At 69.5% G+C, this 20,499-nt stretch carries 20 protein-coding genes; 18 read left to right on the forward strand and 2 right to left on the reverse strand.

The genetic code is table 11. The features are described from left to right. The first annotated feature begins 2 nt into the window (after nt 1-2). Nucleotides 3-839 carry an LmeA family phospholipid-binding protein gene (locus AC0L6Y_RS03965; protein ID WP_473555947.1) on the forward strand — a complete coding sequence of 279 codons (837 nt, stop codon included), beginning with the start codon at nt 3-5 and terminating at the stop codon, nt 837-839. A gap of 29 nt (nt 840-868) precedes the next feature. Here the strand turns inward: AC0L6Y_RS03965 and AC0L6Y_RS03970 are convergent, their stop codons facing one another. After that, entirely contained in the window at nt 869-1,585 is a 717-nt protein-coding gene (locus AC0L6Y_RS03970) for a hypothetical protein (RefSeq protein WP_473555951.1), read from the reverse strand. A 146-nt stretch (nt 1,586-1,731) separates the two neighbouring features. Here AC0L6Y_RS03970 and lysA point away from each other — a divergent pair, with 146 nt between their 5' ends. The 7 genes from lysA (at nt 1,732) to prmC (ending at nt 10,719) form a co-directional block, all read left to right on the forward strand. Then, the gene (gene lysA / locus AC0L6Y_RS03975) at nt 1,732-3,150 is read left to right on the forward strand and encodes a diaminopimelate decarboxylase (protein ID WP_473555956.1); all 1,419 of its coding nucleotides are present in this window, start codon (nt 1,732-1,734) and stop codon (nt 3,148-3,150) included. After that, entirely contained in the window at nt 3,147-4,490 is a 1,344-nt protein-coding gene (locus AC0L6Y_RS03980; protein ID WP_473555960.1) for a homoserine dehydrogenase, read from the forward strand. The genes lysA and AC0L6Y_RS03980 overlap by 4 nt, the downstream gene beginning before the upstream one ends. 4 nt (nt 4,491-4,494) lie before the next feature. Then, nucleotides 4,495-5,589 (forward strand): threonine synthase, encoded by a 1,095-nt coding sequence (gene thrC, locus AC0L6Y_RS03985; RefSeq protein ID WP_473555965.1) that lies wholly within the window; start codon nt 4,495-4,497, stop codon nt 5,587-5,589. Further along, a complete protein-coding gene (gene thrB, locus AC0L6Y_RS03990; protein WP_473555971.1) occupies nt 5,586-6,539 on the forward strand; it encodes a homoserine kinase in 954 nt (317 codons plus the stop codon). The genes thrC and thrB overlap by 4 nt, the downstream gene beginning before the upstream one ends. A gap of 146 nt (nt 6,540-6,685) precedes the next feature. Next, a complete protein-coding gene (gene rho, locus AC0L6Y_RS03995) occupies nt 6,686-8,725 on the forward strand; it encodes a transcription termination factor Rho (protein WP_473555977.1) in 2,040 nt (679 codons plus the stop codon). Nucleotides 8,726-8,728: 3 nt separating this feature from the next. Further along, nucleotides 8,729-9,808, forward strand: coding sequence for a peptide chain release factor 1 (gene prfA / locus AC0L6Y_RS04000; protein ID WP_473555983.1), 1,080 nt, complete (start codon nt 8,729-8,731; stop codon nt 9,806-9,808). Nucleotides 9,809-9,825: 17 nt separating this feature from the next. After that, entirely contained in the window at nt 9,826-10,719 is an 894-nt protein-coding gene (gene prmC / locus AC0L6Y_RS04005; RefSeq protein WP_473558237.1) for a peptide chain release factor N(5)-glutamine methyltransferase, read from the forward strand. Between the two features lie 11 nt (nt 10,720-10,730). On the opposite strand, the gene AC0L6Y_RS04010 is transcribed toward prmC, so the two are convergent. After that, nucleotides 10,731-11,348 carry an HAD family hydrolase gene (locus AC0L6Y_RS04010; protein WP_473555989.1) on the reverse strand — a complete coding sequence of 206 codons (618 nt, stop codon included), beginning with the start codon at nt 11,346-11,348 and terminating at the stop codon, nt 10,731-10,733. 58 nt (nt 11,349-11,406) lie between these two features. Here AC0L6Y_RS04010 and AC0L6Y_RS04015 point away from each other — a divergent pair, with 58 nt between their 5' ends. The 10 genes from AC0L6Y_RS04015 to atpD all read left to right on the forward strand — a co-directional run bounded on the left by AC0L6Y_RS04015 (nt 11,407) and on the right by atpD (nt 20,498). Further along, the gene (locus AC0L6Y_RS04015; RefSeq protein ID WP_473555992.1) at nt 11,407-12,084 is read left to right on the forward strand and encodes an L-threonylcarbamoyladenylate synthase; all 678 of its coding nucleotides are present in this window, start codon (nt 11,407-11,409) and stop codon (nt 12,082-12,084) included. Further along, nucleotides 12,081-13,376: an MraY family glycosyltransferase gene (locus AC0L6Y_RS04020; RefSeq protein ID WP_473555995.1), complete on the forward strand. Its 1,296-nt coding sequence runs from the start codon at nt 12,081-12,083 to the stop codon at nt 13,374-13,376. The genes AC0L6Y_RS04015 and AC0L6Y_RS04020 overlap by 4 nt, the downstream gene beginning before the upstream one ends. After that, nucleotides 13,376-13,813 (forward strand): hypothetical protein, encoded by a 438-nt coding sequence (locus AC0L6Y_RS04025; protein WP_473555999.1) that lies wholly within the window; start codon nt 13,376-13,378, stop codon nt 13,811-13,813. The genes AC0L6Y_RS04020 and AC0L6Y_RS04025 overlap by 1 nt, the downstream gene beginning before the upstream one ends. Nucleotides 13,814-13,896: 83 nt before the next feature. Next, complete coding sequence (gene atpB, locus AC0L6Y_RS04030; RefSeq protein WP_473558242.1) at nt 13,897-14,730, forward strand: F0F1 ATP synthase subunit A; 834 nt, start codon at nt 13,897-13,899, stop codon at nt 14,728-14,730. Nucleotides 14,731-14,776: 46 nt separating this feature from the next. Beyond that, nucleotides 14,777-15,001: an ATP synthase F0 subunit C gene (atpE, locus tag AC0L6Y_RS04035; protein WP_473556003.1), complete on the forward strand. Its 225-nt coding sequence runs from the start codon at nt 14,777-14,779 to the stop codon at nt 14,999-15,001. 25 nt (nt 15,002-15,026) lie between these two features. After that, nucleotides 15,027-15,572, forward strand: coding sequence for a F0F1 ATP synthase subunit B (locus AC0L6Y_RS04040; protein ID WP_473556007.1), 546 nt, complete (start codon nt 15,027-15,029; stop codon nt 15,570-15,572). Then, entirely contained in the window at nt 15,572-16,363 is a 792-nt protein-coding gene (locus AC0L6Y_RS04045) for a F0F1 ATP synthase subunit delta (protein ID WP_473556010.1), read from the forward strand. Before AC0L6Y_RS04040 ends, AC0L6Y_RS04045 begins: the two co-directional genes overlap by 1 nt. 50 nt (nt 16,364-16,413) lie before the next feature. After that, on the forward strand, nt 16,414-18,051 hold the full coding sequence (atpA, locus tag AC0L6Y_RS04050) for a F0F1 ATP synthase subunit alpha (protein ID WP_473556013.1): 1,638 nt from the start codon (nt 16,414-16,416) through the stop codon (nt 18,049-18,051). 52 nt (nt 18,052-18,103) lie between these two features. Next, nucleotides 18,104-19,000: a F0F1 ATP synthase subunit gamma gene (locus AC0L6Y_RS04055; protein ID WP_473556015.1), complete on the forward strand. Its 897-nt coding sequence runs from the start codon at nt 18,104-18,106 to the stop codon at nt 18,998-19,000. A gap of 25 nt (nt 19,001-19,025) precedes the next feature. Then, a complete protein-coding gene (gene atpD, locus AC0L6Y_RS04060; RefSeq protein WP_473556019.1) occupies nt 19,026-20,498 on the forward strand; it encodes a F0F1 ATP synthase subunit beta in 1,473 nt (490 codons plus the stop codon). Nucleotide 20,499: the final 1 nt, after the last annotated feature.

Raw genomic sequence — 20,499 nt, forward strand, 5'->3', positions numbered from 1 at the left:
GGGTGAACCCGGCGTCGGAGACTCCCCACTCGCGCTCCGCGGAGACGATGGTCGTCGAATCGACGGCGATCACCCGGGTGCCCCGACGGCGTCGACGCTGGCCGTGGGTGCTCGGCGGCGTCATCGTGCTGGTGCTCGCCGTCGCGGTCGTCCTGGCGGAGGGCATGGCGCGCGGCTACGTCGCCGACACCATCGCGGCGCGCGTCGCCGCCGAGTTCGAGCTCGAGTCGGCTGACGACGTCGAGGTGACCCTCGGGAGCTCGCCCGTCATCCCGCAGCTCATCGCGGGTCGGCTCGACTCGATCGACATCGAGATCGAGGAGTTCACGCTGGGGGAGCTCACCGGAGCGCTCGAGCTGCACGCCGAGTCGGTTCCGCTGGATGAGACCTCGCCGACCGAGCTGGTCACCGGCCGCTTCACGCTGGATGCCGGCGATCTGCTGGCCGTCGCGGCGCAGCTGAGCGGACTGGACCCCGAGAGCATCACGCTCGACGCGCCGGAGATCGTCGTCACGGCCACCCTCGAGCTGTTCGGCTTCGAGTTCTCCGTCGGGCTGGGGGTGGAGCCGGAGATCGCCGACGGCGCGCTCGTGTTCACGCCGACGAGCTTCCGGCTCGGAGATGAGGCGCTCACGGCCGACGAGCTGACGAGCAATCCCGTGTTCGCAGGCCTCGCGCAGATGTTCCTGCAGCAGGAGCCGATCTGTCTGGCCGAGATGCTGCCCGCGGCGATCGTCCTCGACGACGTCGAGGTGGTCGGCGACCAGCTGGTGGTGACCTTCACCGCGAGCGACATCGCCGTGGGGGCGCCCGGGGAGCGCGGAGGCTGCGCCGACTGACCGGTCGCCGCACTCCGCAGTCAGGGCCTCTAGTGCTCCTTGAGGAAGGCGAAGTGCGCTGCTGCGTGCTCGGAGGCTGACGGCTTCGGATGATGGCGCTTGGCTGCCGCGATCGCCCGGTCGAAGCACTCCAGGTACTCGTCCGTGGCACCGATGCTCACGATCTGGCGAACCTCGGGGAAGTAGATCTCACCGCGGCCCACGTGGAAGTGCTCCTTGTCGGCCTCGAGCGATCTGAGCCCATCGGCAGTGACCGCGAAGTAGGGCTCCACGCGCTCCCACACGGGGACGTCGCTCACATCCCAGATATGCGCGTCGAAGCCCTCGATGAGGCCCGCCGCGGTGACGACGATCATCTGGTCCGGGGCGCCACTGGGGAACATGAGGTGACGGGACGTCTGGGCCAGGGCGGCATCCACGATGACCCGCGACGGCTCCCCGCGGGGGCGCGTGGTCCCCAACTGCGTCGCGACGCTGCGGGGCGCTCGCGACCTGATCGACGTGATGGTGCCCTCGACGGCATCGGCGACCTTGCGCCGGGAGATCGTGCGCTCCGGCGACAGCACCACGAACACCGGTGGGAGCTCCGCTCGGTGCACGGCGAAGCAGGCGACCGGACGGAACGGCTTGATCAGACCCTGGGTCTGCTCGGTGGGCTCCTCGCCGTGAGCATCGGCGGTGGGCATGACGCGGAAGACGACACCGGCACGCCGAAGCGCCGTGATCGCGGGGCTGGTGATGGCCATCACGCCACCCTATTCGTCGTGCCCGCCCGATCTCGGCGGGAAGATTCGAGCCCGGCCCGCACCCCGGTAGACTGTGTGGCGGCTTCAGGGACCAATCCGGGTTCGCTCGCCTCACCCTTCGTTCCGACGTCCTCGTGAGGCAGGTTGTGACTTCAAATCCGCTGGCACCCGAGTGGCTCAGCCCACCGGTCGATGCCAACGCGCTCGCTCCCGCGGTCTGGCCCGCGCACGCCGACCGCGGTGAGGCCGGTGCGCTTCGAATCGCCGGGGTGAGCGCCGTCGCCCTCGCGGAGGAGTTCGGCACCCCGCTCTACGTCTTCGACGAGCAGGACGCGCGCACCCGCGCGGCGCATGTTCGCGCCGCGTTCACGGCCGCGTTCGCGCCGCTCGGTGCCGACGTGCACGTGTACTACGCGGGCAAGGCGTTCCTGTCGACCGAGATCGCGCGGTGGATGACCGAGGCGGGTCTGCGGATCGACGTCGCCAGCGGCGGGGAACTCGCCGTCGCGCTCGCCGCGGGAACGGATCCGTCCGAACTCGGGTTCCACGGCAACAACAAGAGCATCGCCGAGATCGACCGCGCCGTTGCGGTCGGCGTCGGCACGATCGTCGTCGACAGCCTGATCGAGATCGACCGGGTCGCCGCGGCCGCGCGGGCCGCCGGGCGCGTGCAGCCGGTGCGGCTGCGCATCAACTCGGGCGTGCACGCCTCGACGCACGAGTACCTCGCGACCGCGCGCGAAGACCAGAAGTTCGGCATCCCGCTCGCCGAGGCGCTCGAGACGGTCGCGCGCATCCGCCAGCACGACAGCCTGGCCTTCCTCGGCCTCCACTCGCACATCGGCTCGCAGATCTTCGAGTCGGACGGCTTCGCCGAGGCGGCCCGGCGGCTGCTGGCGGTGCACGCCGAACTGCTGAAGGCGGGCCCGGTCCCCGAGCTCAACCTCGGCGGCGGCTTCGGCATCGCCTACACGAGCGTCGACCGGCTGACCCCGATCGACGAGATCGCGACCGACTTCGCCCGCGTGATCGCGGAGGAGTGCGCGGCCCACGGCATCCCGGTGCCGGATCTGGCCATCGAGCCCGGCCGCGCCATCATCGGCACCCCCGGCGTCACGCTCTACGAGGTCGGCACCACGAAGCCCGTCGAGGTGACCCTCGACGACGGCGGGAGCGCGACGCGTCTCTACGTGAGCGTCGACGGCGGAATGAGCGACAACGCGCGACCCGCGCTGTACGAGGCCGACTACACGGTGCGGATCGCGAATCGCGTCTCCTCGGCGGAGCCCGCCCTGGTGCGCGTCGCCGGCAAGCACTGCGAGTCCGGCGACATCGTCGTGCGCGCGGACTACCTCCCCGGCGATGTCGCACCGCAGGACCTGCTCGCCGTCCCCGCGACCGGCGCCTACTGCTTCTCTCTCGCCAGCAACTACAACTACCTCACCCGACCCGCGGTCGTCGCGGTGCGCGACGGGCGTGCGCGCCTGCTCGTGCGTCGCGAGACCGAGGACGACCTTCTCCGCCGTGATCTCGGCGCGCAACCCCAGGGAGCAGCCCGCGCATGATGGAATACCGCAACCTTCGAATCGCCCTCCTCGGCGCCGGCTCGGTCGGCTCCCAGGTCGCGAGTCTCCTGCTCGAGCACGGCGACGAGCTCGCGGCCCGCGTCGGCGCCGGCCTCGAGCTGGTCGGGGTCGCCGTGCGCGACCTGGACGCGCCGCGCGACATCGAGATCCCGCGCCACCTGCTGACCACCGATGCGCACTCGCTCATCCTCGGAGCCGACATCGTCGTCGAGCTGATCGGCGGTCTCGAGCCGGCGCGGGAGTACCTGACGCTCGCGCTCACCTCCGGAGCGGACGTCATCACCGCCAACAAGGCGCTCCTGGCCACCCACGGCCCGGAGCTGTTCGAGCTGGCCAGCCAGGTCGGCGCCCAGCTGTACTACGAGGCCGCGGTCGGGGGAGCGATCCCGATCATCCGCCCGCTGCGCGACAGCCTCGCCGGCGACCGCGTGCACCGCATCCTCGGCATCGTCAACGGCACCACCAACTACATCCTCGATCGCATGGACACCGAGGGCTCGAGCCTCGAGGAGGCGCTCGCGACCGCGCAGGAGCTCGGCTACGCGGAGGCCGACCCGACGGCGGACGTCGAGGGCTACGACGCGGCGCAGAAGGCCGCGATCCTCGCCAGCCTCGCCTTCCACACCACCGTTCCGCTCGACGCCGTGCACCGCGAGGGCATCCTCGGCGTCACGCGCGACCAGGTGGTCGCCGCCAAGAAGTCCGGCTTCGTCGTGAAGCTGCTCGCCGTGTGCGAGCGGCTCGTCGACCCCGAGACCGGGGTCGAGGGCGTGAGCGCCCGCGTGCACCCCGCGCTGATCCCCGCGACGCATCCGCTCGCGGCGGTGCACGGCGCCAACAACGCGGTGTTCCTCGAGGCCGAGGCCGCCGGCAGTCTGATGTTCTACGGTGCCGGAGCGGGTGGCATCCAGACCGCCTCCGCCGTGCTCGGCGACGTCGTCTCGGCGGCCCGTCGCCACGTCATCGGCGGACCCGGGGTGGCGGAGTCGACGCACGCGAACCTGGCCGTGCTGCCGATCGCGAGCGTGACGACCCGCTACCAGATCACGCTCGAGGTTCTCGACCGCCCGGGCGTGCTCGCCGAGATCGCGACGGTGTTCAGCACGCACGAGGTCTCGGTCGAGGCCGTGCAGCAGTCGGTCGCCACCGAGCCCGAGCACGGCCATGACGCTGGCGAGGAGGCCCCGGCGCCGACCGCTACCCTGGTCATCGGGACGCACGAGGCCACCGAGGCCGCTCTGGCCGACACCGTCGCCGCCCTGGAGGCGAGCGAGGTCGTCGCCGAGGTGACGAGCGTTCTGCGAGTAGAGGGACTGTAAAGACATGGCACAGTGGCGCGGAGTGCTGCACGAGTACCGCGATCGTCTCGATGTGACGGACGCGACGCCCATCATCACGCTCGGTGAGGGCGGGACCCCGCTGATCCCGGCCCCCGCGCTGTCGGCGCGCACCGGCGCCCGCGTCTGGGTCAAGTTCGAGGGCATGAACCCGACCGGGTCGTTCAAGGACCGCGGCATGACCATGGCGGTGTCCAAGGCCGTCGAGCACGGCGCGAAGGCCGTCATCTGCGCCTCGACGGGCAACACCTCGGCCTCCGCCGCGGCGTTCGCGACGCACGCCGGCATCACCGCCGCCGTGCTCGTGCCCGAGGGCAAGATCGCGATGGGCAAGCTCGCCCAGGCGATCGCGCACGGCGCCGAGCTGCTGCAGGTGCAGGGCAACTTCGACGACTGCCTCGACATCGCGCGCGAGCTGGCCGCCAACTACCCGGTGCACCTGGTCAACTCGGTCAACAACGACCGCATCGAGGGCCAGAAGACGGCCGCGTTCGAGGTCGTCGAGGTGCTCGGCGACGCCCCCGACTTCCACTTCATCCCGGTCGGCAACGCCGGCAACTACACCGCGTACACCCGCGGCTACCGCGAAGAGGTCGAGCGCGGCGCCACGACGAAGCTTCCGCGGATGTTCGGTTTCCAGGCCGCCGGCAGCGCCCCGATCGTGCGCGGCGAGGTCGTCAAGCACCCCGAGACCATCGCCAGCGCGATCCGCATCGGCAACCCGGCCTCCTGGGAGCTGGCGCTCGAGGCACGCGACCTGACGAACGGCTACTTCGGCGCGATCGACGACGACACGATCCTCGAGGCTCACCGCATCCTGTCGGCCGAGGTCGGCGTCTTCGTCGAGCCCGCCTCGGCGATCAGCGTCGCGGGTCTCCTGGAGCGTGCGGCCGCCGGCGCCGTTCCGAAGGACGCCACCGTCGTGCTGACGGTCACCGGACACGGCCTCAAGGACCCGCAGTGGGCCCTGCGCACGCCGGACGGCGCCGAGATCCAGCCGACGAGCGTGCCGGTCGACACCGCGAGCATCGCCGAGGTGCTCGGGCTGGCCAAGAACTCCACCGATTCGGCGTCATCGTGACCGGGGCCCCGGCCTCGCTCGTCGGGCGGACCGTCACGGTGAAGGTTCCGGCGACGACCGCGAACCTCGGACCGGGCTTCGACACCCTGGGGCTCGCGCTCTCGGTCTACGACGAGCTCGAGGTCACCGCGAGTGCCGAGCCCGGTGCGCGGGTGCGCGTCGAGGGCGTCGGCGCGGGGGAGGTCCCGACCGACGAGTCGAACCTCGTCGTCCGCTCGATCGCGCACGCCTTCGCCTCGGTCGGCCAGGAGCTGCCCGGTCTCGACCTCGTGGCGCGCAACGCGATCCCGCACGGGCGGGGGATGGGCTCGAGCGGCGCGGCCATCGTCTCCGGGATCATGGCGGCCAAGGGACTGCTCGAGGGCGTCGTCGAGTTCGACTCGCAGGAGCTGCTGGCCCTGGCGACCGAGCTCGAAGGCCACCCCGACAACGTCGCGCCGGCGCTGTTCGGCGGTCTCACGATCGCCTGGATGACGCCGGAGGGTCCGCGGCACAAGAAGCTCATCGTGCACCGCGGCGTCTCGCCGCTGGTGGCCGTGCCGAACGAGACGACGATGTCGACCGCGCTCGCGCGCAGCCTGCAGCCCGTCTCGGTGCCGCACGAGGACGCGATCTTCAACGTGTCCCGGTCGGCGCTGCTGATCGCGGCGCTCATCCAGAGCCCCGAGCTTCTGCTCGAGGCCACCGAGGACAAGCTGCACCAGAGCTACCGGGCGAGCGCCATGCCGGAGACGGATGCCCTCATCCGCATGCTGCGTGCCGAAGGCCTCGCCGCCGTCGTCTCCGGTGCGGGCCCGTCGATCCTGGTGCTCGGGAGCGATCCCGCGCAGCGGCTGCTGGCCACGGATCTCATCGAGAAGAACGCCACGACGACCTGGGACAGCCTGGTTCTCGCGGTCGACTTCCGTGGTGCTACAGTGGTCTCGCACCCGATCGAAGCTGTGGCCTAGAGCTCAGCGACGCGAACCCGCGACAGGGTGCGATCTCACCGGCACTCGCCGACCGCGGTTTCCGCATTACTCGTGCATCCGACTCCGCAGCCGACGGCGCTGAACCCCGGGATGTTCTGTGCCCGGGCCGAAAGGAACCCTGCACTGTGACTGACGTCAACGCCTCCGCCCCTGCCGCGGATGCCCGCGCTGAGCTCGCGCTCAAGCGCCTCCCCGAACTCCAGGCTCTCGCGGCCGAACGGGGGATCACCGGTGCGGCCAAGCTCCGAAAGGGAGAACTCGTGGACATCCTCGCTGACAACCAGGACGGCACCGCCGCCCAGAACGGCGCTCCCGCGCCCGCCGCCGAGGCGACCGCTCCGGCCGCCGAGCCGAGCGACGCCGCACCGGCCGCCGAAGCTCCGGCCGCGGAAGCGCCCGCTGAGGCGCCCGCCGCCAAGGCCGCGCCCGCGCGCCGCGGCTCGCGTCGAGCCTCCGCCTCGAGCGCCGAGGCCGCCAGCCTCGCCGCCGAACTGGCCCCCAAGACCTCGACGGAGCCGGTGCGCGCCACCGGCGGTCACGTCGCGGCCGCCGAGCTCGGTGTCGAGCTCGAGAAGCTCCTGCCGGAGAAGACCTACGGCAGCGCCGAGAAGAACGGCGCCCGCCGCGCCTCGTCGAAGTCGGCTGCCGCCAAGCAGTCCGCCGACGCCGCCACGGCGGACGAGGCGAAGACCGCCACCACCGGCGAGAAGGAGTCGGGCGCGACCGAGTCCGCCGAGAACGGCGACAGCGGTTCGTCGAACCGCGGCCGCGGCCGGGGCCGCAACCGCTCCGGCGGCAACCGCCAGGGCGGCGACAACGCGTCCGACGGCGGCAGCGGCGACTCGAACGAGGGCGGCAACAAGCGCGGCCAGCAGGGCGGCCAGAACGACCAGAGCGGCCAGGGCGGCGCGCAGGCCGACGGCGAAGGCCGTGGCCGGGGCCGCTACCGCGACCGCAAGCGCGGACGCGGCGGTCAGAACGACATCGACGAGCCCGAGATCAGCGATGACGACGTGCTCATCCCCGTCGCCGGCATCCTCGACGTTCTCGACAACTATGCCTTCGTCCGCACCACGGGCTACCTGCCCGGCCCGAACGACGTGTACGTCTCGCTCGGCCAGGTCAAGAAGTACAACCTGCGCAAGGGCGACGCGGTCGTCGGCGCCATCCGCCAGCCGCGCGAGGGCGACCAGCAGGGCGGACGCCAGAAGTACAACGCGATCGTCAAGATCGACTCGATCAACGGCCTCACCGTCGACTCCGCGGGCGACCGCGTCGAGTTCGGCAAGCTGACGCCGATCTACCCGAACGAGCGTCTGCGCCTCGAAACCACGCCCGAGAAGCTCTCGACGCGGATCATCGACCTGATCGCCCCGATCGGCAAGGGCCAGCGCGGCCTCATCGTCGCGCCGCCGAAGGCCGGCAAGACGCTGATCCTGCAGGCGATCGCCAAGGCCATCGCGGTGAACAACCCCGAGGTGCACATCATGGTCGTGCTCGTCGACGAGCGCCCCGAAGAGGTCACCGACATGCAGCGCTCGGTCAAGGGCGAGGTGATCGCCTCGACCTTCGACCGCCCCGCGGAGGACCACACCACCGTCGCCGAACTGGCCATCGAGCGCGCCAAGCGCCTCGTGGAGCTCGGCAACGACGTGGTCGTGCTGCTCGACTCGATCACGCGACTGGGCCGCGCCTACAACCTGGCCGCGCCCGCCTCGGGCCGCATCCTCTCCGGCGGCGTTGACGCCAGCGCGCTCTACCCGCCGAAGCGCTTCTTCGGCGCCGCGCGCAACATCGAGGGCGGCGGTTCGCTCACCATCCTCGCGACGGCGCTCGTGGAGACCGGATCCAAGATGGACGAGGTCATCTTCGAGGAGTTCAAGGGCACCGGTAACATGGAGCTGCGCCTCTCGCGCCAGCTCGCCGACAAGCGCATCTTCCCGGCCGTCGACATCTACGCGTCGAGCACCCGCCGCGAGGAGGAGCTGCTCTCGGCCGAAGAGGTCAAGATCACGTGGCGTCTGCGCCGCGCGCTCGCCGGTCTCGAACTGCAGCAGCAGCTCGAGGTGGTCCTGGGCAAGCTCAAGGAGACGCAGTCGAACACCGAGTTCCTCGTGCAGATCCAGAAGTCGCTGCCGAACGGCACCAACGGCCACAAGGAGTAAGCGGTGTTCGAGTCCGTCGCCGGGCTCCTCGCCGAGCACGAGGACCTGCAGCAGCAGCTGTCCGACCCCGCGCTGCACGCCGATCCGGCGCGCTCCAAGAAGGTCAACCGGCGCTACGCCGAGTTGAGCCGGATCGTCGCGGCGCACTCGGAGTGGCAGAAGCTCAGCGACGACCTCGAGGCCGCGCGGGAGCTCGCGGCGGAGGACGCCACCTTCGCCGAGGAGATCCCCGCGCTCGAAGAGGCGATCCCGGTCGCGGCCGAGAAGCTGCGCCGACTGCTGATCCCGCGCGACCCCGACGACGGGCGCGACGTGATCATGGAGATCAAGGGCGGCGAGGGCGGCGAGGAGTCGGCCCTGTTCGCGGCGGACCTGGTGCGCATGTACGTGCACTACGCCGAGAGCAAGGGCTGGAAGACCGAGCTGCTGGAGCGCACCGAGTCCGATCTCGGCGGCTACAAGGATGTGCAGCTCGCCATCAAGGGGAGCTCGAGCGACCCCGCCCAGGGCGTCTGGGCGCACCTCAAGTACGAGGGCGGGGTGCACCGCGTTCAGCGGGTGCCGGCGACCGAGTCGCAGGGCCGCATCCACACCTCGACGACGGGCGTGCTCGTCTTCCCCGAGGTCGATGAGCCCGAAGAGGTCGAGATCAACCCCAACGACCTCAAGATCGACGTGTTCCGCTCCTCCGGACCCGGCGGCCAGAGCGTCAACACGACCGACTCGGCGGTGCGCATCACGCACGTTCCGACCGGCATCGTCGTGAGCATGCAGAACGAGAAGAGCCAGCTGCAGAACCGTGAAGCGGGCATGCGCGTGCTGCGCGCCCGGCTGCTGGCGAAGCAGCAGGAGGAGCTCGACGCGATCGCGAGCGACGCGCGCCGCAGCCAGATCCGCGGCATGGATCGCTCCGAGCGGATCCGCACCTACAACTTCCCCGAGAACCGCATCGCCGATCACCGCACCGGCTACAAGGCCTACAACCTCGACGCCGTGCTCAACGGGGCGCTGGAACCGGTGATCGAGTCGTGCATCCGCGCCGACGAGGAGGCCCGTCTGGCCGCCCTCGGCGACGAGTCCTGATCGTGTCTCTCCCGGTGATGACCGAGCCCGCGGCGTCCCCCGACGCGGCACCCGCGCGCCGTCTCGACGCCGTGCGCGAGTGGGCCGTCGGCACGCTCGCCGCGGCCGGGGTGCCGAACCCCGACGTTGATGCCGAGCTGCTCATCGGGCACGTCCTGGGGATCTCGCGCGGCCAGGTGCAGGCGCGGTCGATCGGCGGCTCGGAGCTGGGACTCGAGGACTACCTTGCGGTCGCGACCGCCGTCGAGCGCCGTGCCGCTCGGGAGCCGCTGCAGCACATCACCGGCCGAGCCCCGTTCCGCCACCTCGAGCTCGCGGTCGGCCCGGGCGTCTTCGTGCCGCGGCCGGAGACCGAGCTCGCGGCCCAGCTCGCGATCGACGCGCTCCTCGAGGTTCCGCATCCCGAGCCGCGCGCGCTCGATCTCGGCACCGGCAGCGGGGCGATCGCGATCTCGCTGGCGACCGAGGTCTCACATGCGAGCGTCATCGCCGTGGAGGCGTCGCCCGCCGCTTTCATCTGGGCGAAGCAGAACGCGCGCGAGCTGGCCGGGGAGAACCTGCGGCTGATCTTCGGGGATCTCGCCGAGGTGCTGCCCGACGCCGCGGAGTCCTTCGACGTCGTCGTGTCGAACCCGCCGTACATTCCGCAGGGCGCGATCCCGCGCGATCCCGAGGTGCGCCTGCACGACCCGGAGATGGCGCTGTTCGGGGGAGCGGACGGGCTGGACCTCGTGCGGATCATCTCGCGCCGTGCGCTCGCCTGGCTGCGCCCCGGCGGAGGGCTCGTGCTGGAGCACGCCGAGCAGCAGGGTCCCGCCGTGCGCGCGCTGCTCGAGGCGGACGGCTGGCGGATGACGATGACGCACCGCGACCTGCTGGGTCGCGATCGCGCGACCACCGCCACCCGCTAGCGCGGATCGGCTCAGCCGCGCGACGCGGCGAAGTCCTCGATGGCGGCGCGCATCCCGGCCGGATGCGTGAAGCGGTGCGCGGTGATGCCGAGGCCCGCGGCGCTCGCGACGTTCTCGGGCAGATCGTCGGCGAAGAACACGTCGCGCGGGTCGGCCCGGTAGCTCTCGAGCATCCGCTCGAAGACCAGCGGATCGGGCTTGCGCGCCCCGTAGAAGCTGGAGGTGCGCAGGTCGTCCGGCTCGAACAGCTCGACGAGCTCGTGCGCCAGCGTCGCGAGATGCGCGTGCACGAGCGGCCCGTTGTTGGTCAGGAGGCTCACCGCCCCGAGCTCGCGCGCCCGCGCCACGGCGGCGAAGGAGTCCGGGAACGGGGTCATCGCGCGACGGCGGTTGCTGATCCAGTCCTCGACGCTCACCTCGGCGCCGAAGGCGGCGAGGGCGGCGCGGTGGTAGCTGTCAGCGTCGGGGAAGCCGCCGGCCTCGGCCGCGAACTCGCCCTCGTCGTGCCACCAGCGTCGCCGCAGCTCGGCGAAGGGCACCCCCGTCAGCTCGACGAGACCCTCCATCCGGCGTCGCCAGTCGTAGTCGTAGAGGACGTCGTCCATGTCGAAGACAAAGAGAAGGGTCATGGCCGTTCCATCCTCTCGCACCTCGCCTTCGGCCGCGCGCCGATAACATGGACCCGACATGGCGCGCTACGACACTTCGGTCCCGTCCGAGCTGCTGACGGGGATGCGGCTTTCTCGGGCGGCGCTCGGGCGAGGCGAACTCGTTGTCATCCCCACCGACACCGTCTACGGGGTGGCGGCGGATGCCTTCTCCCCGGACGCCGTTGACGCGCTGCTGGAGGCGAAGGGGCGCGGTCGCACCTCGCCGCCGCCCGTGCTCGTGCCGGGGATCCCGACCCTCGACGCGCTGGCCGAGGTGGTGCCGCCCGAGGTCCGCCGACTCGTCGAGGAGTTCTGGCCGGGAGGCCTCACCGTGATCCTCCGCGCGCGCGCCACCCTGGACTGGGATCTCGGCGAGACGCGCGGGACCGTCGCGCTGCGCCAGCCGGCCGACCCGATCGCCCTCGAACTGCTGTCGGAGACGGGGCCGCTCGCCGTGTCGAGCGCCAACCTGACCGGCGAGCCCGCCGCCACCACCGCCGAGGAGGCGGAGCGCATGCTGGGGGAGCGCGTCGCGGTCTACCTCGACGCCGGCCCGGTGGGCTCCAGCTATCCGAGCGCCGACCCGCGCTCCGGGTCGACGATCGTCGACGCGACGGCGCTCGAGCATCCCGAGGGCAAGCTGCGCATCGTCCGCCACGGGGTGATTCCCGACGCCGAGATCATTCGGGTGGTCGGGGCCGAACGATGCGCATGATCTTCTACGTCGCGGTCGCCCTGATCGCGGCGATCGTCACGTTCGTGCTCGCCATCGTCATCTATCGGCTGAGCCTCAAGCACCGGCTCTACCCGAAAGTGCGCGAGCGCGACGTGCACACGCGGCCGACCCCGCGACTCGGCGGCATCGCGATGTTCGCGGGCGTCGTGATCGCGTTCGGAATCGGGGCGCTGCTGCCGCCGCTCTCGCTCGTCTACGACGAGCCGGGCAAGATCCTCGCCGTGATCGGGGCGGCCTCGATCATCGTGCTGCTCGGCGTCGCCGACGACGTGTGGGATCTCGACTGGCTGACCAAGCTCGCCGGACAGTTCATCGCCGCCTTCGTGCTCGCCTGGCAGGGCGTCCAGCTGGGGGCGATCCCGATCCCCGGCGGAACGCTCGCGCTCATCTCGCCGACGATGTCGCTGGTGATCAGCGTATTCACCGTGGTGCTCGTGATGAACGCCGTCAACTTCGTCGACGGTCTCGACGGCCTCGTCGCGGGGGTGGCGATCATCGCCAACGGCGTCTTCTTCATCTACACCTACGTGATCACCTACGGGCCGACCGAGCAGAGCGACTACTTCAACCTCGCCTCGCTCGTCAGCGCCGTGCTGATCGGCGCGTGCGTGGGGTTCCTGCCGCTGAACTGGCACCCGGCGAAGATGTTCATGGGCGACGCTGGCTCGATGCTCGTGGGCCTGTTGATGGCCACCTCGGCGCTCGCCGTGACCGGCACGATCGACCCGGCGCGGATCACCGGGCAGGGTGCCGTCGACAGCAACCAGCTGCTCGGCGCGAGCGGACTGCTTCCGGCCTTCATCCCGATCCTGCTGCCCTTCGCCGTCCTCGTGATCCCGCTGCTCGACTTCGGTCTTGCCGTGATCCGCCGGCTCCGCGCCGGCAAGTCGCCGTTCTCGGCCGACCGCCAGCACCTGCACCACCGCCTGCTCGACATGGGGCACTCGCACTTCCACGCCGTGCTGATCCTGTACGGCTGGACCGCCGCCGCCTCCGTCGGCTGCTTCCTGTTCCTGGTGATCGCCGACTGGTGGTGGCCGCTGACGTTCACCCTCGCGGCCTTGGCCATCTGCACGATCGTCACGCTCGCGCCGCTCAGCCGCCGCAAGCGCCTGGAGGCCGCCGCTCAGCTGGCGGAGGACGGCCCCGATACCGACCCCCTCGACCGTTTCGACCCGCTCGATGCGGCGTCCGACGACGCACCCGAGGACCCGGCCGACGACCCCGAGGCGCTCGACGCCTATCGTCGGCTCCACCGAGAGGACTCCTGATGAGTGTTGCCCCGATTCTGACTCGTGCCCTGCGCTACGGCGCCATCCTGGCGATCGCCGTCGCGGTCGTGGGCGGTGTCGTCGGCTACCTGGTCTTCGGCATGCCGGGGCTCTGGGGCGGCGTCCTCGGCGCAGCGCTGGCGGCGCTCTTCATGGGCGTCACGGCGGCGAGCATCCTGCTGGCGGCCCGGCTGACGACGGGGGACCCGGGGAGTCCGCTCTTCTTCGGTGTCGTACTCGGCGCCTGGGTTCTCAAGCTCGTCGTCTTCCTGATCGCCGCCATCTGGCTGCGCACCCAGGATTGGTTGGACCCGTACGTGTTCTTCGGCAGCGTCATCGTCGCCGTGCTCGGCTCGCTCGTCGTCGACGTGCTCGCGTTCCAGCGTTCGCGCGTTCCGTACGTGAGCGACATCGATCTGCCCGACGAGCGTCCCTGACCACCCGAAAATGTTGATAGGGTGAAGCGAACCTTCCCCCTAATTCGCCCGCGTCACCGCACGCCCCGAAGCAGGAGAAAGCACTGCTAGCTTCCGCCCTCGCCTCCCTCCTCCCGTTCGCCACAGATGACGAAACGGGTGACGGTGGTTTCCACGGTCCCACCCTCGCGGATTTCTTCCCCGATGCGGTTCTCTTCGCCGGTACTCCTTTCGAGCTGAACCGGATCATGATCATCCGGCTGCTCGTCGTGGCCGTGCTGATGCTGCTGTTCTGGCTCGGCACCCGCAAGATGAGCGTCGTGCCCGGTCGCGGCCAGGTCGTCACCGAGATGGCGATCGGCTTCGTGCGCCAGAACATCGTGATCGAGACGCTCGGCGAGAAGGACGGCAAGCGCTTCATGCCGATCCTGATGGCGATGTTCTTCCTGATCCTCGGACTGAACCTCACCGGAATCATCCCGGGCCTCAACATCGCCGGATCCTCGGTCATCGGCCTGCCGCTCGTGCTCGCCGTGATCGCCTACGTGATGTTCATCTACGCCGGCATCAAGAAGCACGGGCTCAACTTCTTCAAGAGCGCGCTGTTCCCCGCGGGCGTTCCCGCGATCGTGCTGCCGCTCGTGGCGATCATGGAGTTCCTGTCGACCTTCATCCTGCGCCCGGTCACGCTCACCCTGCGTCTCCTGATGAACATGGTCGCCGGCCACATGCTGCTCGTGCTGTGCTTCTCGGCGACGCACTTCTTCTTCTTCACCGTCCTGGCCGAAGGAAACCTGCTCGGCTTCCTCGGCATCGGCACCCTCGCGTTCGGCTTCATCTTCACGCTGTTCGAGATCCTCGTCGCCGTCCTCCAGGCCTACGTCTTCACCTTCCTCGCCGCCGTCTACATCCAGCTCTCGCTGGCCGACGAGCACTAATCGTTCCGGCGCCCGCCGCGAACACTCTCCACCGAAAGGAAAAACCGTGAACCTCGCTGAAGTCACTGGTCACATCGCCCCGCTCGCCTTCGGCGTCGCGACCATCGGCCCGGCCATCGGCGTCGGCATCGTCGTCGGCAAGACCGTCGAGTCGGTTGCGCGTCAGCCCGAGCTGCAGGGCCGTCTGACCGGTCTGATGTTCCTCGGCATCGCGTTCACCGAGGCGCTCGCCTTCGTCGCGATCGCCGTCGGCTTCATCCCGTTCCCGTAGTCACCCCGAAACCTAAGGAGGCGGAATGCTGAACGCATTCCTGGCCGCCGAAGAGGAAACCGAGACCGAGTTCTCGCTCCTCTTCCCGGAGTTCTACGACGTCTTCTGGTCGCTCGTCGTCTTCGTTGTCCTGCTCGCATTCTTCTTCTGGAAGGTGCTGCCGGCAGTCAACAAGACGCTCGACGAGCGCAAGGACGCGATCGAGGGCGGCATCAAGCGCGCCGAGGAGGCCCAGGCCAGCGCCTCGGCCGCACTCGACGAGTACAACGCTCAGCTCGCCGAGGCGCGTGCCGAGGCCGCACAGATCCGCGACAAGGCGCGTGCCGAAGGCGCGCAGATCCTCGCCGAGCTCAAGGAGCAGGCGAGCGCCGAAGCCGCGCGCATCACCGCGAACGCGCAGGTGCAGATCGAGGCCGAGCGTCAGGCGGCCCTCGTCTCGCTGCGTGCCGAGGTCGGCTCGCTCGCACTGGACCTCGCGTCCGGCGTGATCGGCGAGAACCTCAGCGATGACAAGAAGTCGGCCGGCGTCGTCGACCGCTTCCTGGCTGACCTCGAGAAGGCGAGCAAGTAATGGGCTCGGCGACTCGGACCGCCCTCGCGGCGGCGAAGCAGGACCTCGCCGCGCGCAAGGGCGTCACCCTCGCGAGCGGAGAGCAGCTGCTCTCCGCCGGTCGGGCGATCGAAGGCTCCGCGCAGCTGCGCGCGGTCCTCGCCGACCCGGCCGTCGAGGCGTCCGAGAAGTCGGCCCTGATCACGTCGATCTTCGGAGCACTCGACGCCACCGCGTCGGCGCTCCTGTCGGACCTGGCGAGCGCGCGGTGGTCGACCCGCGGCGAGTTCCTGGACGGCATCGAGGAGATCGGCATCCGGGCGATCGCCCAGTCGGCGGGCGACAAGGCCTCGATCGAGCGCGAGCTCTTCGAGGTTGAGCGCGCCGTCGCCAGCGACGCCGAGCTCGAGCTCGCGATCGGCAGCACTCTCGGCGACACCACGCAGAAGGCGGCTCTCGTCGACCGGCTGCTCGGCTCGTCGATCAGCGCCGCCACCGCCGCCATCGTGCGTCACCTCGTGCAGAGCCCGCGTGGTCGCCGCATCGGCGAGCTGCTGCGCTCCGCCGCGGACCTCGTCGCCGATGCGAACGGTCGCATCGTCGCCACGGTCACGTCGGCGGCGCCGCTCAGTGCGGCGCACGAGAAGAAGCTCGTGCAGACCCTCACGGCCCGCTACGAGCGCACGCCGATCCTCAACGTCGTGATCGACGACCGCATCCTCGGCGGACTCCGCGTGCAGGTTGGCGACGAAGTCGTCGACGGCACCATCGCGTCCCGCCTCGCGGACCTCCGACTCCAGCTTGCCGGCTGACCCGGCCCAGATACAGCGGCACTAGCCCACTCACACGAATAGGCATTCACATGGCAGACATCACCATCAGCCCCGATGAGATCCGCGACGCGCTCAAAGATTTCGTCGCGGGATACCAGCCGACCGCATCGGCCACGACCGAGGTCGGAACGGTCATCGACGCGGGCGATGGCATCGCGCACGTCGAGGGCCTTCCCGGCGCGATGGCGAACGAGCTCCTCCGCTTCGCGGACGGCACGCTCGGCCTCGCGCTGAACCTCGACGAGAGCGAGATCGGTGTCATCGTGCTCGGTGAGTTCACCGGCATCGTCGAGGGCATGGAGGTCACCCGCACGGGTGAGGTCCTCTCGGTGCCCGTCGGTGACGCGTTCCTCGGTCGCGTCGTCGACCCGCTCGGCGCCCCGATCGACGGCCTCGGCGACATCAAGGCCGAAGGCCGCCGCGCCCTCGAGCTGCAGGCGCCCGGCGTCATGCAGCGCAAGAGCGTGCACGAGCCGATGCAGACCGGCATCAAGGCGATCGACGCCATGATCCCGATCGGCCGCGGTCAGCGTCAGCTGATCATCGGCGACCGCCAGACCGGCAAGACGGCCATCGCGATCGACACGATCATCAACCAGAAGGCCAACTGGGAGTCGGGCGACGTCAACAAGCAGGTGCGCTGCATCTACGTCGCCATCGGCCAGAAGGGCTCCACGATCGCCGCCGTCAAGGGCGCGCTCGAGGACGCCGGCGCCATGGAGTACACCACGATCGTCGCGGCTCCGGCCTCCGACGCCGCGGGCTTCAAGTACCTCGCCCCCTACACCGGCTCGGCCATCGGCCAGCACTGGATGTACGGCGGCAAGCACGTCCTGATCATCTTCGATGACCTGTCGAAGCAGGCCGAGGCCTACCGTGCCGTGTCGCTGCTGCTGCGTCGTCCGCCGGGACGTGAGGCCTACCCGGGTGACGTCTTCTACCTGCACTCGCGTCTGCTCGAGCGCTGCGCGAAGCTCTCGGACGAGCTCGGCGCCGGCTCGATGACGGGTCTGCCGATCATCGAGACGAAGGCCAACGACGTCTCGGCGTACATCCCGACCAACGTGATCTCGATCACCGACGGCCAGATCTTCCTGCAGTCCGACCTGTTCAACTCGAACCAGCGCCCGGCGGTCGACGTCGGCATCTCGGTCTCGCGTGTCGGTGGTGACGCGCAGGTCAAGAGCATCAAGAAGGTCTCCGGAACGCTGAAGCTCGAGCTCGCGCAGTACCGCTCGCTCGAGGCGTTCGCGATGTTCGCCTCCGACCTGGATGCGGCCAGCCGCCGCCAGCTCGACCGCGGCGCGCGCCTCACCGAGCTGCTGCGCCAGCCGCAGTACTCGCCGTACCCGGTGGAGGAGCAGGTCGTCTCGATCTGGGCCGGCACCAACGGCAAGCTCGACAAGGTGCCCGTCGAGGACGTGCTCCGCTTCGAGAGCGAGCTGCTCGACCACCTCAAGCGCAACACCAAGGTGCTCGACACCCTGCGCGAGACCAACGTGCTCGACGACGACACCCTCGCCGCGCTCGAGAAGGAGGTCGACGCGTTCTCGCTCGGCTTCCAGACCGGTGACGGCCGCACGCTGAGCTCGCCCGGTCACGAGGAGTTCGAGGCGATCGAGGTCGAAGACGTCAACCAGGAGAAGATCGTCAAGTCGAAGCGCTGAGCTTTGACGACGAGATTCGCACGATCATCACTGACGAGTAGGAAGTAACGACATGGGAGCCCAACTTCGGGTCTACCGGCAGAAGATCCGTTCTGCCCAGACGACCAAGAAGATCACCCGTGCCATGGAGCTGATTGCGGCCAGCCGCATTCAGAAGGCGCAGCAGCGGGTGGCCGCCTCGGCACCGTACGCGCGCGCCGTGACGCGCGCCGTGTCGGCCGTGGCGACCTACTCGAACGTGGACCACATCCTCACGACGGAGCCGGAGAAGATCGAGCGCGCCGCCATCGTGGTGTTCGCCTCGGACCGCGGCCTCGCCGGCGCGTTCAACGCGAACGTGCTCCGCGAGGCGGAGGAACTCACCACGCTCCTGCGCGAGCAGGGCAAGGAGGTCGTCTACTACGTCGTCGGCCGCCGTGCGGTGGGCTACTTCAAGTTCCGCAAGCGCGCCTTCGAGCGCGAGTGGATCGGCGACACCGACAGCCCGACGTTCGCGACCGCGCAGGAGATCGGCGCCGCGATCGTGGAGAAGTTCGTGCAGCCCTCCTCCGAGGGCGGCGTGGACGAGATCCACATCGTGTACAACCGCTTCGTCTCGATGTTGACCCAGACCCCGGAGGTCGTGCGTCTGCTTCCCCTCGAGGTCGTCGAAGGCGTCGAAGAGCCGGAGACCGAGGTGCTTCCGCTCTACGAGTTCGAGCCCGAGGCCGACACCGTCCTGGACGCGCTGCTGCCCGTCTACATCGAGAGCCGCATCTTCAACGCGCTCCTGCAATCCGCTGCCAGCAAGCACGCGGCGACGCAGAAGGCGATGAAGTCCGCATCCGACAATGCGGACAAGCTCATCCGCGACTACACCCGGCTGGCGAACAACGCGCGTCAGGCCGAGATCACCCAACAGATCTCCGAGATCGTCGGCGGCGCCGACGCACTGAGCTCGGCGAAGTAATTCCCCACGAGAGAAGACAGAAGAGATGACTCCTCCCACTGCAACCGCCAAGAAGTCCAAGGCTGAGGCCTCGGCTCCCGCCGGAGTTGGCCGCGTCGCGCGCGTCACCGGCCCGGTCGTTGACATCGAGTTCCCGCACGACGCGATCCCGGGGATCTACAACGCCCTGCAGACCGAGATCACCATCGACGGTGTGACCACGGTGCTGAACCTCGAGGTCGCGCAGCACCTCGGCGACGACCTGGTCCGCGCGATCGCGCTCAAGCCGACCGACGGCGTCGTCCGCGGTCAGGCCGTGACCGACACCGGCGCGCCGATCTCGGTGCCCGTCGGCGACATCACCAAGGGCAAGGTCTTCAACGTCATGGGTGAGGTGCTGAACGCCGCGCCCGGCGAGAAGCTCGAGATCACCGAGCGCTGGCCCATCCACCGCAAGCCCCCGGCCTTCGACCAGCTGGAGTCGAAGACGCAGCTCTTCGAGACCGGCATCAAGGTCATCGACCTCCTCACCCCGTACGTGCAGGGTGGAAAGATCGGCCTCTTCGGAGGCGCCGGTGTCGGCAAGACCGTCCTCATCCAGGAGATGATCCAGCGCGTCGCGCAGGACCACGGCGGTGTGTCGGTGTTCGCCGGTGTCGGTGAGCGCACCCGTGAGGGCAACGACCTCATCCACGAGATGGAGGAGGCGGGCGTCTTCGACAAGACCGCCCTCGTCTTCGGCCAGATGGACGAGCCGCCGGGAACGCGTCTTCGCGTCGCCCTGTCGGCGCTCACGATGGCGGAGTACTTCCGCGACGTGCAGAAGCAGGACGTGCTGCTCTTCATCGACAACATCTTCCGCTTCACGCAGGCCGGTTCCGAGGTGTCGACCCTGCTCGGCCGCATGCCGAGCGCGGTCGGCTACCAGCCGAACCTCGCCGACGAGATGGGTATCCTCCAGGAGCGCATCACCTCGACCCGCGGCCACTCGATCACCTCGCTGCAGGCGATCTACGTTCCCGCCGACGACTACACGGACCCGGCCCCGGCCACGACCTTCGCGCACCTCGACGCGACGACCGAGCTCAGCCGCGAGATCGCGTCGAAGGGCCTCTACCCGGCTGTCGACCCGCTGTCGTCGTCCAGCCGCATCATGGACCCGCGCTACTTGGGCGAGGACCACTACCGCGTCGCGACCAGCGTCAAGGCGATCCTGCAGAAGAACAAGGAACTCCAGGAGATCATCGCGATCCTCGGTGTCGACGAGCTGAGCGAAGAGGACAAGATCACCGTCTCGCGCGCCCGTCGCATCCAGCAGTTCCTCTCGCAGAACACCTACATGGCGAAGAAGTTCACCAGCGTCGAGGGTTCGACGGTTCCGCTGAAGGACACGATCGAGTCGTTCGACGCGATCGTCCGCGGCGACTTCGACCACGTCGCCGAGCAGGCCTTCTTCAACGTCGGTGGCATCTCGGACGTCGAGGCCAACTGGGCGAAGATCCAGAAGGAGAACGGCTAAC

The sequence above is a fragment of the Pseudolysinimonas sp. 10J20-29 genome, from assembly GCF_055809595.1.